The sequence below is a fragment of the Virgibacillus profundi genome, from assembly GCF_002287375.1.
Classification (GTDB): domain Bacteria; phylum Bacillota; class Bacilli; order Bacillales; family Amphibacillaceae; genus Virgibacillus_K; species Virgibacillus_K profundi.
In genome coordinates, this window is sequence record NZ_NPOA01000007.1 from 227,935 (window position 1) to 240,876 (window position 12,942).

A 12,942-nucleotide genomic window follows, 5' to 3' on the forward strand; every position below is an offset into this window, starting at 1 on the left:
TATAACAAAAAGCCTTTCTTCCCATGGAAAAAAGGCAAATCAGGCAATATTATGTTGATGTTTTCACCGCTGCTTTCTGACATTGCTTACAGATTCCGTGAAATGTAAGACGATGATCTTTTACTTGAAATCCCCAGTCATCCTGGACGATTTTTTCAACATCTTCCAATAAATCATCCACAATTTCTTCAACAGAACCACATTCAATACAAACAAGGTGATGATGAAAATGTTCGGCTCCCTCTTTACGAAGGTCATAACGAGAAACGCCATCACCGAAATTTATTTTATCAACAATCTTTAATTCTGATAATAATTCCAATGTACGATAAACGGTAGCCAAACCAATTTCAGGTGCTTTTTCCTTAACAAGCAGGAAGACATTTTCCGCACTTAAATGATCCTCTTCCCGCTCCAGCAGTACCCTTACAGTTGCTTCTCTTTGCGGAGTAAGCTTATAGCTCTGTGCATGGAGCTGTTTTTTTATACGATCAATTCGATGTTCCATGGCAAGTCCCCTCCCTCATATCCCATCTTTATTATATGCACCTATGAAAAGCGTGTCAAAGTATAATAGTCACTAATTTATATTTATAATAATTATAATATAAGTTTCATTATTGGTAAAATGATTTAATTAATGACTCCATTGCCTCGTTGGCAACAAATGTTTCCAGCAATGCAGCAGCAAAAGAAGCCACCAGTAGTAAAGAAAATATAGTAACATATCTACCAAAAGGTTCAAAAACAGGTTGAGAAATTTTTCGGCTGAATAATTTACTCAATAAAGTAAGTGAGAATATCATCGATAAACTTCCGGCAATAATATATATTGGTATGATTAAAATATTTTGTGGAGCAATTGACAATGAGGCAAGCAGCAGTCCTTTGAAACCAAGTTGATTAACCATAAAGCCCACTGAAAAACCGACTACTAATCCTTTGATAAACAATAAAATCCAAATAATCGGCAAACCAATCACAGATATTCCTAAAATAAATAATAATAGCAAATATTTAGCATGATAAAAAAAACTACTTTTAAGCAGCTCAATATTATCATACTGCTGATTTTCTGAAATTTGCCCAAAAAATCTTTCCAGATAAAAAAACAACTCATCTCTTTGGATCCAGTTCATACTATTAACGATAATTGCTCCAAATATAATCCCGGTTAAAAATAAAATGACCATAAAAAGATAAATAGTTGCATGCTCTTTTATGTGATTCATTAGTAGCGCTCTATTTTTGTACATCGGAATCCTCCATTCAAAAGATCTTACTATGTTAAAAACTATGAAGAATTCCGAGTAAAAATACCAAATTCACTATCATTTATTTTTTAAATAATAATTTAGGAAGAAGTTATACTTCCATATTTGCCGCCCCCACCGGCTTTGATCTTTAATTGCCCTTCTCGCATTTCCATAATAGAAATTGCTAGTTTCTCCGGGATTACTTCTTTTAATTGTTCCAGTGTTGCATAGTGGATTACATTCATTTCTGTCCCAAAATGGTCCAGTAGTTTCTGAAAAGTCTTCTTACCCAGTGTTGGCAGGTATTCTAATGGAACCTGATATAAGTATGGGGGCCTGTCTGTTTCTACTTCGATTGCATCTTTCAATTCCTGAATCCGATCAAATACACCTTTGGTAATTTTAGTTGAACCACATGCAGAACATTTACTGGCATCAGGACTCAGAACTTCCATACAATTATTACAAACAGTCGTATGATATTTACCCAGTTGTGGATTCATACCAAAGTTTTGTTTGATTTTTCTACCATTCACTTGATGCAAGGCCCAGTAAAATTCTTTAAATGAAGGTGTTTCCATATATATTTCCTGATATTCACGTGCAATTTTAGCTAAAGAATGAGCATCGGAATTTGAAACAAACGTATAGTTATGCAATTCTTTTATTTGGTCAGCCATTTCTGTATCTGAACTGAGACCAAGTTCAATTGCGTCTATTAAATCCGGATCGAGTACTTCTTCCAAAGATTTAATTACTCCTTTTCCGTATAAGCTTTTAAATGGAGTAAATACATGTGCTGGAATAAAAATACCGCCCAGCTCTTTCACCTTATATTGCAATTCTTTAGCTGTTCCATAATACCTTTGGGAACTCAGTGTAATGTTTTTCATCTTTGTAGTTAACCATTCGGAAAATCTTTTTATTTTTTCAAGGGATGGAAAATAACATAATACATGGATTGGACCATGACAATGTTCGTCATATACTTCAATTTCTGAACCTAATAATAACGTAACTTTCTCAAATCGGATTCCACCATCAGAAAGTTCATATGCCTTATCTGCTTCAATAAGCTGTTCTATTTCCTGTTGAACTGCCGGTGCATGGCTATCGATTACTCCAATCAGGTTTATTCCCTTATTTCGACTGGATTCCTTTAAAATATTCGTCAATGTCAGGGTTTTTGCCCCTGTTATTTTAACGGGTTTATCATAAATATCCCGCCCAATATGAATATGCATATCTGCAAAGTAAGCATTTAGCATCCTATCTCATCTCCAGTGCATGTAGGTAAAGGATCGCATAATTCGTTTTTGCATCATGAATGCGTTCTTCCTCCAAATATTGTTTCGCTTCATCCAATGTCAATTCCAGGATTTCAATAAATTCATCATCATCCCCAGCTACTGGATTTTCCATCTTTTCCAATTGATCTGTTATATAAATATACATAAGCTCATCGGCAAAACCGGGCGATGTGTAAAACGAACTGACAAAAGACAGGCTACTCGCAGTATATCCTGTTTCTTCTTCCAGCTCGCGAATTGCAGTTACTTCCGGTTCTTCCCCTTCTTCTAATTTTCCAGCCGGGATTTCAATGATTGATTTTTCAAGCGGCTTTCTAAATTGCTCTACAAATACAATTTTATTATCTTTGGTAATTGGAATAACAGCGACAGCACCCGGGTGCTTTATCAATTCACGTTTAGCTGTTTTGCCATTAGGTAAAGTTACGTCATCGACCTGTAATTGTATCATTTTTCCATTATAAATTTTTTCACTTTTTATTGTTTTTTCCTCAAATTTTTTCATTTATTATCACCCTTACAAATATAATATTTCCTCCATTTTATCATAGTTATTCAAATTATCGCTGTGAAATAGTTGTAATAGTTATAGGCTATTCCTACAATAGGAATATAGAAAAAGAATTGGAGGCTGCCTACAATGAATAATAGACAGTTAGGTAAATCAGATATTTATATTTCTGAGCTGACACTCGGTTGTATGTCACTTGGTACAGATGTACAAAAAGCTGCTGCAATCATTGATCATGCTTTGGATACCGGGATAAATCATCTTGACACTGCTGATTTATATGATTTTGGAGAAAATGAGGAAATTATCGGAAAAGCAATTAAAAATAAACGCGACAAGGTTATCTTAACCACAAAGGTTGGAAATAATTTTAACAAAGATAATAAGGATTGGTTCTGGGATCCGTCAAAAAAACATATAAAAGAAGGTGCAAAAGATAGTCTGCTGCGTTTAGGTACTGATTATATTGATTTTTATATGCTTCATGGCGGGACAATTGATGATCCAATCAATGAATCGATCGAAGCATTTGAGGAATTAAAAACAGAGGGGCTTATTCGTGCTTATGGTATATCGTCAATTCGTCCGAATGTCATTCATGAGTATGTCAAACATTCCACAATTGATGCTGTCATGATGCAGTATAATATACTTGACCGAAGACCCGAGGAAGATGTTCTGGACTTACTGCATGCTAACAATATAAGTGTGCTTGCCCGTGGCCCCTTGGCAAAAGGAATGTTAAGCAACAAAGCTGAAAGACAGATAGAAGCAAAAGGAAAGAATGGATTTTTGGATTATTCCTATGAAGAACTTAAAAATGTATATCAGGGTATCTCAGGAAATTTAGAAGATGGATTAACATTAAATGAAATTGCATTTAAATATATACTGAAACACCCTGCAGTAGCAAGTGCTGTTTTTGGAGCAAGTTCGATTGATCAACTAAAGGAAAATACCAGCTTTGATCCTTCAAAAGGCTTAACAGATGAAATGTATTTAAAGCTTCAAAAAGCATCCAGCCCAATAACATATAAAAGTCACCGTATTTAAAGATAAGGGATGACAGTGGCTGTCATCCCTTCCTTTACTATTTTATACTACACATACACTTTGCGCTGAAATAAATGGATTTAAAATGCCTTCCGGACTGGAAAGGCGGAACATTTCACCTTTAACGTCCAACTTCATATCTTCAGCAAAAAATGTCGCTTGCTGTTTATGAATCAAAATTGGATATACTTCATTTTCTACTTTTATATCTAATGGATCTTTCTCATTGGTAAAACGGATCGTAGGAATACCATTTACACCACATCCGCAACCTTCTGTATCATACCATAGTACTAAATAATGATTATTATCTGTATTTAACCTATCTAAAAGCACTTTGGCTTCGGGAGTAATTGTTAAATGCATCAGAACCCCTCCTCTACTATTAGCTTAACAGAAAAAGGATAAATTCTAAAAAAATTGATACATAATCCTCATATAAATAAGACTCTTTACGCAAATTTTGAGACTGCGTTCTGCTCGCCCCATCGAAACCATTTGTTGCTTTTAAACTTCGTAGTTGATATATACTGCGACGTATCAGTGGGTGGTTTTCCGCTGCGGACCGTTGCTTTCCGCGGGCACGGCCTTAGCCTCCTCGAGAAAACCACTCTGCGGGGTCTTCTGACACGTGCTGGGACTGCGATTACTCGCCCCACCGAAAGCCTTTGTTCCCACAGGAGTCAACGGCCCTCCGCTCCAAACAACCGCCATAAAAGTGCAAGGATTTGTTTAATTAATCAAGAACTTTAAAAAAGTTTTTAAGTACAATTCCAGCGGAGGAAACACATTGAAGACTCCTGCGGGAGGAAAGGCATAGGTGAGACCCCGCAAGTGCGTAGCACGAGGAGGCTCACCAGCCGCCCGCGAAAAGCGAAATGTGTTTCCGTAGCGATGGATTTAGCACATATTATCATTAAAAGTTACGTCGCAGTCTATAGATTTTATGACATAAACAACATTTCTTTTTGGTGAGACAAACCTATGGTGCAGTCCCAATCTTTTAGAAAACAGTAGAAAATAAAGATAAAGAGCTGAAAAAATTAGCCGTCTTTATGACTACCGGTTGGATTATAGTAGTGAAGTACCCTTAAGTTTATTTCTGATCAAACTGTTTCTTTAACAAGCGCTCCATTAATTGTGGAAAAAGATGATAGAGCTTGCTTCCTAATTCCATCCAATATGGTAGATTAATTTCCCGTTTATTCGTAAATAAATGTTGAACTATTTTAGCTGCAACCATGTCCGGATCCAACATATACCGATCAACATTTTTTTGATAAGTCCCATTAGGATCTGCTTCTTTAAAGAAGTTAGTTCGAACTGGTCCTAAATTAACTGTAGTGACATGTATTTTTTCTTGTTTTATTTCAAGTCTTAATGCATTCGTAAAACCAAGAACTGCATGTTTAGTCGCAGCATAGGCAGCGGTTTTTGGGGTTGAAATTTTCCCGGCCTGTGAAGCGATATTTATAATATGAGCTTCTTCGTTATCCAAAAAATGAGGCAGCATCAGCTTTGTAGTTCGCATTAAAGCAAGCACATTTAACTGAAACATTCCCTCAACATCAGGCCATGCCATATCGTTTACGTAAGCGAACATTCCTGTTCCGGCATTATTAATCAAACCATCGATTTTTTCGTGTTTCAATAGAATTCCTTCAATCACACTATCAATCTCTGAGCTGTTTTGCAGGTTAACTTTGTAGGCAAAACTCTTTGCATTCAACTCTTTTTCCATAAGCTTCTGTTGTTTTTCTAGTTTGTCGATAGAACGTGCAAGCATAATTGGCACACCGCCATTTTCGGCAATATGCCAGGCAATTCTTTCTCCAATACCGCTTGAGGCACCAGTGATTATTATATTTTTATTCGCTACTTTATTTTGCATCGTACATAAAAATACCATTCTCAACCGTTTTTACAATTAATCCCTCATCCTCGAGATAATCCAGTTGTCCAATGGTTTCAGACATGGTTAGATCAATCTGTTTCTCATATTGTTTGGGAAAGATTTGCTTACAGAGCTGATAGGCTGACTGCGATTTTTCTTTTATTAACAGGTAGACCTTATTTGCACGTTGTTCCTGTTTCTTTAATCGATACGGAATTAATTCTTCCACATTGGAAAACACCTCGCCATGTCCAGGTAAGACCGAAGCAATTCCTAAATGAAGACACTTCTTTAAATTTCTTCGGTATTGCAGCATCGGTTTAGCACGCTCAGTGGCACCAACATGTGGAGCTTCAATTAATGGATTTGGTGAGATATGTTGCAATAAATGATCCCCTCCTATAAAAGCACCATCATTTTGGCGTAAAAAGGATACATGACTTTGTGCATGACCTTTCGTTTCTATAACCTGCCAATCCCCATGTCCCGGCAGTACATCGCCTTCATCAATTGTTGCTGTTAGTTTTCCCTCACCTGAAAATCTTAAAGGTGCCCGTAATTTATCCAAAACAGAATGAAAACGTTCCGGAATTCCACAGGATATAAAGTATTCCTTAAAAAAGTTTTCATAGTGTAAGAAGAAAGACTCATCTCTTGTCAGCCACAAGTCTACATTTTCATGTGCAAACAAGCTTTGTGCCCGGGGAAATTGTTCTATTAGACCTGTATGATCCGGATGATGATGTGTTAGAATAATTTGTTCAATATCATTTGGGTAATAACCCAATTCCTTTAATTGGATTTGTAAAGCTTCCCATGCTTCTTTTGTCTTCACACCTGCATCAACCAATGAAAGCATATCTCCTTTAATCAGATATACATGCGTATCTCCTACTGCAAAAGGTGTTGGTATAGTAATTTGACTGACTGTCTTATCTAATACTTTCATAAGTTAGATCCTCCAAAAATGAATGTTCATTCAGTTATTGTATAATTTTACACCTTTTCTTTCTAAAAGTCACATAAAGTGAAGCTTTGGATCGCCTGAGATGGTTATCAACTCCTCGGTTCCTTTGTTTTTAACAGCTGATGAATAGCCTCTGTTATAACTGAGGGTAAATAGTCAAAACTATAGGTTACCTCCAATCTCTCCGTCCATTGATGCGGGTCCTTTCCAAGCGGTCCGATATTTAAAACAGGCATGGTTAATTGATTCATAATGTCATCTGGAAAAACAAACCCTTTATTTTGCAATGGCATATTTATTGTTAATTGTTTTAACTTACTATTAGAAGATACGGGGCCAACATAGCTTAAATCAGATAATCCAGTAAAAAATTCCGATACTGTTAAATCGATGGCAAAATTTACTTTGGTATATTCTTTTACATATTTCATTACTTTTTTAATAATTGGCTCATCATGTGAAGATACAGCCGGATAAAACGGCGGGCTATAAAATAGTACGATCATTGGTGATAGCTCTTTACAAATTGATGCTAAATCCTGCACAAGCAATGAAGAAAAGTCACGATCCCCTTGTTTCCGCTGGCTTACTAATAAATTTTGCCGGCGAATGATTTCCGCTTCACCATACCGTTTAACTGCTTCGGCATATAATTCTTCATACATGAATACATTTACAGTTGAATCAGGTATGGTGAATTTTTCGGATACCGCAGCAAACTTTGCCGCCTTTTGCTGAATATATGCCTCAATTTCCTGAGCTGCGGTTTGGGCACCTGCCAGTAATTTTTGATTAATTTCTTTAAAAGATTGCTTTAAATATAATACATTATACATGGCGATAGCTGCGCCTGGTGTTTGCACAGAGTATTCCTCTTTAAGATCGCGTTGCATCAGACTAACAGGTGGTGGTGTTACTTCATCATCTATTTTTTCGATAAATGACTCATTTAATTCAAGCTTTTGTGACAAAAAGCTAACCATTAAATTTGGATTTATTCCGGCAAATGGCTCTCCTACATGTGATTCTTTACCATAACAATAAAATCCGGGTAAGACTTTTCCGATTGACCCGGTATATACATAATGGTTAGTGTCACCGGGATATTTACTAAACATTGGCTCCCCATTCATACATGCACTATAGATAAGATTTTCTTCTTTTCGCAATTGATTTAATACAGGTAAAGCTGTTAACATCCCTTTCGAATTTACCTCTTCATCAGGTACGGTTACCAATAAAATATTGCCATCAAATTCACCATCAATTGCTTTTTCTATCATAGATAAATGAATCGCAAGACCTGCTTTCATATCCATTGTTCCACGTCCGAACAACCAATCACCGTTTTCTAAATCTTCCTGGACAGCTTTAGGCAATTCATCTTTGATTGTATGCATTTTTCTCGTCAATTCCTTTGGATGAAAAGCAAGATTTTGGATGGAACCATAATCCTCGGTACCAACTACATCAAAATGACTTAATAAAATAACTGTTTCTTTCCTGTCCTCTTTTCCTTTTACCAATGCGGTTAAAAGTCGTCTTCCATCATCAAGTGGGTGTAAATTTAAATAGGCAGGATTGGTTTGAAAGTATTCCTTTTGTGCTAATAGATGATGTAGATACTCAGCAAGCGCAATTTCCGCTTTTGTACCTGTAATACTTTGATGATTAACAAGTGAATATAACAGCTCTGTTAATTCGGTCTTGGTTTGCCAGCTTTTCATCGTTATTCCTCCTTTGTATAAATTGACTTTTAACTAAAAATAAAACACAATCAACTGAGAGGTGGATTTATTGAAAACAAAAATAATAGCTCATCGTGGAGCCAGTAAACAAGCACCTGAAAATACAATGCCGGCATTCGAACTTGCTTATCACCAGAAGGCAGACGGTATTGAGACAGATGTACAACTAACGAAAGATAATATTCCAGTATTAATTCATGATGAACATTTAAAACGAACAACAAATGGTACTGGGTACATAAAAGACTATACCTTTGAACAACTTAATAACTTCGATGCAGGCTCGTGGTTTACAGATAAGTTTGCCAGTACAAAAATAATTTCGCTGGAAGAATTTTTAATATGGGCAAAAGATAAGGCTTTATATTTAAATATTGAGCTTAAAAATAATAAAATAGATTACAAGAACCTAGAGTCAATTGTTTATGAATTAATTGAACATTATCAACTATTAAATCGTACCACATTATCAACATTCAATCCAAGCAGTGTGAAGCGGCTGAAAAGCTTTAATAAAGAGATTGAAGTCGCATTTTTAACCTCGAAGCGGAATAAAAATCTGGTCCGATACGCACAGGAGCTTGGCGCAAATGCCCTTCACATAAAATACCGATTATTTACTCCACTGCTTGTCAATCAGTGCCATCAGGCTGAAATGGCTATTCGTGTTTATACAGTTAATCGATTAGCAAATATGAAAAAATGTTTTAATTTTGATTGTGATGGTATTTTCACCGATGTTCCGGAAAAAGCATTGCAATATCGGGAAATGGTTGATCAGAAGCATTAATAGAAAACTAAGGGGAGAGTCCAAATGGCAAAACTATTTACACCAATAGATATAAAAGGAATCACTATTAAAAACCGCATTGTTATGTCACCAATGTGTATGTATTCATCAATGGAAGAGGATGGAAAAATCACACCATTCCATCTTACACATTATACCTCACGTGCAGTTGGTCAGGTTGGATTAGTAATGACTGAAGCAACCGCAGTTCAGCCAGAGGGACGGATTTCAGCCCAGGATCTGGGGATCTGGAGTGAGGCACATATAAACGGATTTCAACAATTAAATAAACAGATTCATACATGTGGTGCAAAGTCAGCAATACAGCTTGCACATGCCGGGAGGAAGGCTAATTTAGAATCAACCATTTATGCACCTTCCCCATTTGCTTTTAATGAAAGATCGAAGCAGCCTGCAGAAATGACATTGGATGATATCAAAACTACAATAGATGCATTTAAAAATGCAGCAAGACGGTCTAAGGAAGCTGGTTTTGATATGATTGAAATTCACGGTGCACATGGATACTTAATCAATCAATTTCTTTCTCCATTAACAAATAAGCGTAACGATGCGTATGGAGGCAGTATGGAAAACCGCTATCATTTTCTAAGTGAAATTATTGAAGTAATTAAATCTGAGTGGACTGGTCCATTATTTGTTAGAATTTCTACAGATGAATATCATGAAGCCGGAAATACCCTGGAAAATATATTTTATTATACAAACAGGATGAAAGAACAAGGTGTAGATTTAATTGACTGCAGTTCCGGAGGCGTAGTTCCAGCTTCAATTACAACATATCCCGGCTATCAGCTAAAGCGATGTGAAGCAATAAAAAATGAAGCCTCTATTGCAACAGGTGCAGTTGGTTTAATAACGTCAGGTATCCAGGCCGAAGAAATTTTGCAAAATAATCGAGCAGATCTTGTGTTTATTGGAAGGTCACTACTTAGAAACCCTTACTGGGCAAAAGCAGCAGCAGATGAAATAGGATATACTATAGATGCACCCACACAATATAAACGTGGGTGGAAATAACAAATGACAGGAGGGCTATATGATGGAATTAATTTTTCTTGGTACCGGTGCAGGTGTTCCTTCAAAAGAGAGAAATGTATCAGCAATTGCCCTGACTTTATTACAGGAACTAAACAGTATATGGTTATTTGACTGCGGAGAATCAACCCAGCAGCAAATTTTACATACATCCATTAAACCAGGAAAAATAAAAAAAATTTTTATTACACATCTGCATGGTGATCATATTTTTGGATTGCCTGGTTTCCTGAGCAGCAGGTCTTTTCAGGGTGGTGATGGACCATTAACCATTTACGGCCCTGCTGGAATTAAAGAATATATAGAAACAAGCCTCAAAGTCAGTGGTACACACCTAACCTATCCGCTAACCATAGTTGAAATTAGTGAGGGGAAAATCATGGAGGATGAAAAGTTTATTGTCCATGCAGGGAAACTCGATCACGGTATTCCAAGTTATGGTTTTCGTATTGTTGAAAAAAATAAACCAGGTGAATTATTGGTAGATAAATTAATGGATATCGGCATTATGCCAGGCCCCATATACCAGCAAATAAAGGAAAATGCGGTGTTACATACGGCAGATGGGCAAGTTATTCATCGTGAAGAATTTATTGGAACTGATAAAAAAGGACGTATTATAAGTATTCTTGGTGATACCCGTACATCACATTTACATAACCCACTTGTGGAAGATTCGGATGTCCTTGTTCATGAAGCAACCTTTAATCATAAAAAAGCAGCTTTGGCAAAACAGTATTTTCATTCCACTACTACACAAGCAGCAACAATGGCAAAAGAAAATAATGTGGGAAGATTAGTATTAACACATATTTCATCCCGATATCAAAAGCAGGATAATCAGTTATTATTAAATGAAGCCCGTGAAATTTTTCCTGATACAGAGTTAGCAAATGACTTTGTCAAAATCGAAATAAATACAAAACAAAAAAATAGAGAACGATCTAATTAGAGGAGAGATTTCAATGAAGCAACCAGCTGAAATAGTTGCCGATCAGCATGCGTTTTTTATGAATGGAAATACATTGGATTATTTAACTCGTAAAGAGCAATTAAAAAAATTAAAACAAATGCTAAAAGACTACGAAACTGAAATTTATCAGGCATTAAAAATCGATTTAAATAAATCTACCCATGAAACACTTACAACAGAACTGGGATTTCTTTACAGTGAATTGGATTTTGCTATTAAAAACCTTGCTGCATGGATGGAACCAAGTAAAGTAGCTGCCCCAATTACACATAAAGGGACCAAAAACTTTATTATGAAAGAACCTTATGGGGTCAGCTTAATTATTTCTGCCTGGAATTACCCATTACAATTGGCATTGGCTCCTGCAATTGGATCTTTAGCTGCTGGGAATTGTGTAGTTTTAAAGCCATCGGAATATGCTAAAGCTACTTCCTTAATCCTGGCAGAAATGATACAAAACACGTTTGATCCTTCTTACTTTACAGTGGTTGAAGGGGATAAGGAAATAAGTGAAGAATTGGTAAAACAGCGATTCGATTATATATTTTTCACCGGCAGTACGGAGGTTGGCAAAATCATTATGAAAGAAGCCAGCACAAATCTTACGCCTGTTACACTGGAATTAGGTGGAAAAAGCCCGGTTATTGTTGATGAGGATGCCAACATCAGCCTTGCAGCAAAACGAATTGTTTGGGGGAAATTTACAAATGCAGGACAAACCTGTGTGGCACCTGATTATTTATATGTACATGAAAAAGCTAAATTTAAACTACTAAAGGCGATGAAAAAATATATAAAGTCCTTTTATGGGAAAGACCCGCTTAAGAATGATGAGTATACACATATTATAAATCAAAAACATTTTAATCGTCTTGAACAATTTTTATCAACAGGGACTGTATTACACGGCGGAAATGCAGATCGTGAATTATTAGCAATTGAGCCAACGATTTTAGACAGGATTTCATGGAACGATCCTATTATGGATGAGGAGATATTTGGCCCTATTCTGCCAGTTTTAACCTTCAATCATATTGAAGATGCAGTTGTAAAAATAAAAAGCAGGGAAAAACCGCTGGCACTCTATTACTTCGGAGAAAGTGATAAAACACAGCAGCAGATTATGCAATTTTTATCATTTGGTGGTGGTAGTATTAATGACACCTTTTACCATCTGGCCAATCCACATTTACCTTTTGGCGGAGTCGGGGCAAGTGGCATGGGATCATATCATGGTAAGTACAGCTTTGATACTTTCTCACATGAAAAAAGTATCTTAAAACAAACAACTAAATTTGATATGCCATTTCGCTATCCCGGTAGTAAACTAGCTCAATCTGTAGTTAAAAAAATTATGAAATAGGCAAAAGACTTACACTGG

General features: G+C 36.2%; 13 protein-coding genes. 5 read left to right on the forward strand and 8 right to left on the reverse strand.

What is annotated here, in order from left to right; genetic code table 11:
• Positions 1-49: 49 nt before the first annotated feature.
• The 4 genes from fur to CIL05_RS11930 all read right to left on the reverse strand — a co-directional run bounded on the left by fur (position 50) and on the right by CIL05_RS11930 (position 3,071).
• Complete coding sequence (gene fur / locus CIL05_RS11915) at positions 50-508, reverse strand: ferric iron uptake transcriptional regulator (protein WP_095655761.1); 459 nt, start codon at positions 506-508, stop codon at positions 50-52.
• Between the two features lie 109 nt (positions 509-617).
• Complete coding sequence (spoIIM, locus tag CIL05_RS11920; RefSeq protein WP_095655762.1) at positions 618-1,256, reverse strand: stage II sporulation protein M; 639 nt, start codon at positions 1,254-1,256, stop codon at positions 618-620.
• Between the two features lie 98 nt (positions 1,257-1,354).
• Positions 1,355-2,524, reverse strand: a complete 1,170-nt coding sequence (locus tag CIL05_RS11925) for an endonuclease Q family protein (RefSeq protein WP_095655763.1) — start codon at positions 2,522-2,524, stop codon at positions 1,355-1,357.
• A 1-nt stretch (position 2,525) separates the two neighbouring features.
• A complete protein-coding gene (locus CIL05_RS11930) occupies positions 2,526-3,071 on the reverse strand; it encodes an NUDIX hydrolase (RefSeq protein WP_095655764.1) in 546 nt (181 codons plus the stop codon).
• A 135-nt stretch (positions 3,072-3,206) separates the two neighbouring features.
• Between CIL05_RS11930 and CIL05_RS11935 the strand changes: the two genes are divergently transcribed.
• A complete protein-coding gene (locus CIL05_RS11935) occupies positions 3,207-4,130 on the forward strand; it encodes an aldo/keto reductase (RefSeq protein ID WP_095655765.1) in 924 nt (307 codons plus the stop codon).
• 42 nt (positions 4,131-4,172) lie between these two features.
• Here CIL05_RS11935 and CIL05_RS11940 read toward each other — a convergent pair whose 3' ends face one another.
• The 4 genes from CIL05_RS11940 to CIL05_RS11955 form a co-directional block, all read right to left on the reverse strand.
• Complete coding sequence (locus CIL05_RS11940; RefSeq protein ID WP_095655766.1) at positions 4,173-4,496, reverse strand: iron-sulfur cluster biosynthesis family protein; 324 nt, start codon at positions 4,494-4,496, stop codon at positions 4,173-4,175.
• 730 nt (positions 4,497-5,226) lie between these two features.
• The gene (locus CIL05_RS11945; RefSeq protein WP_095655796.1) at positions 5,227-6,021 is read right to left on the reverse strand and encodes an SDR family NAD(P)-dependent oxidoreductase; all 795 of its coding nucleotides are present in this window, start codon (positions 6,019-6,021) and stop codon (positions 5,227-5,229) included.
• Positions 6,011-6,973 carry an MBL fold metallo-hydrolase gene (locus CIL05_RS11950; protein WP_095655767.1) on the reverse strand — a complete coding sequence of 321 codons (963 nt, stop codon included), beginning with the start codon at positions 6,971-6,973 and terminating at the stop codon, positions 6,011-6,013. The genes CIL05_RS11945 and CIL05_RS11950 overlap by 11 nt, the downstream gene beginning before the upstream one ends.
• 107 nt (positions 6,974-7,080) lie before the next feature.
• Complete coding sequence (locus CIL05_RS11955) at positions 7,081-8,718, reverse strand: M20/M25/M40 family metallo-hydrolase (protein WP_095655768.1); 1,638 nt, start codon at positions 8,716-8,718, stop codon at positions 7,081-7,083.
• A 70-nt stretch (positions 8,719-8,788) separates the two neighbouring features.
• Between CIL05_RS11955 and CIL05_RS11960 the strand changes: the two genes are divergently transcribed.
• From CIL05_RS11960 to CIL05_RS11975, 4 genes are read left to right on the forward strand one after another with little or no spacing between them, the layout of a single operon-like run.
• Complete coding sequence (locus tag CIL05_RS11960; protein WP_095655769.1) at positions 8,789-9,529, forward strand: glycerophosphodiester phosphodiesterase; 741 nt, start codon at positions 8,789-8,791, stop codon at positions 9,527-9,529.
• 24 nt (positions 9,530-9,553) lie between these two features.
• Positions 9,554-10,570, forward strand: a complete 1,017-nt coding sequence (namA, locus tag CIL05_RS11965; protein ID WP_095655770.1) for an NADPH dehydrogenase NamA — start codon at positions 9,554-9,556, stop codon at positions 10,568-10,570.
• A gap of 22 nt (positions 10,571-10,592) precedes the next feature.
• Positions 10,593-11,540, forward strand: coding sequence for a ribonuclease Z (gene rnz / locus CIL05_RS11970; protein ID WP_095655771.1), 948 nt, complete (start codon positions 10,593-10,595; stop codon positions 11,538-11,540).
• Positions 11,541-11,553: 13 nt separating this feature from the next.
• The gene (locus CIL05_RS11975) at positions 11,554-12,924 is read left to right on the forward strand and encodes an aldehyde dehydrogenase (protein ID WP_095655772.1); all 1,371 of its coding nucleotides are present in this window, start codon (positions 11,554-11,556) and stop codon (positions 12,922-12,924) included.
• The last annotated feature ends 18 nt before the right edge of the window (positions 12,925-12,942 follow it).

Coding starts and splice junctions, on each gene's coding strand:
- fur (WP_095655761.1), bottom strand. CDS start 508: ATGGAACATCGAATTGATCGTATAAAAAAACAGCTCCATGCACAGAGC.
- spoIIM (WP_095655762.1), bottom strand. CDS start 1,256: ATGTACAAAAATAGAGCGCTACTAATGAATCACATAAAAGAGCATGCA.
- CIL05_RS11925 (WP_095655763.1), bottom strand. CDS start 2,524: ATGCTAAATGCTTACTTTGCAGATATGCATATTCATATTGGGCGGGAT.
- CIL05_RS11930 (WP_095655764.1), bottom strand. CDS start 3,071: ATGAAAAAATTTGAGGAAAAAACAATAAAAAGTGAAAAAATTTATAAT.
- CIL05_RS11935 (WP_095655765.1), top strand. CDS start 3,207: ATGAATAATAGACAGTTAGGTAAATCAGATATTTATATTTCTGAGCTG.
- CIL05_RS11940 (WP_095655766.1), bottom strand. CDS start 4,496: ATGCATTTAACAATTACTCCCGAAGCCAAAGTGCTTTTAGATAGGTTA.
- CIL05_RS11945 (WP_095655796.1), bottom strand. CDS start 6,021: ATGCAAAATAAAGTAGCGAATAAAAATATAATAATCACTGGTGCCTCA.
- CIL05_RS11950 (WP_095655767.1), bottom strand. CDS start 6,973: ATGAAAGTATTAGATAAGACAGTCAGTCAAATTACTATACCAACACCT.
- CIL05_RS11955 (WP_095655768.1), bottom strand. CDS start 8,718: ATGAAAAGCTGGCAAACCAAGACCGAATTAACAGAGCTGTTATATTCA.
- namA (WP_095655770.1), top strand. CDS start 9,554: ATGGCAAAACTATTTACACCAATAGATATAAAAGGAATCACTATTAAA.
- rnz (WP_095655771.1), top strand. CDS start 10,593: ATGGAATTAATTTTTCTTGGTACCGGTGCAGGTGTTCCTTCAAAAGAG.
- CIL05_RS11975 (WP_095655772.1), top strand. CDS start 11,554: ATGAAGCAACCAGCTGAAATAGTTGCCGATCAGCATGCGTTTTTTATG.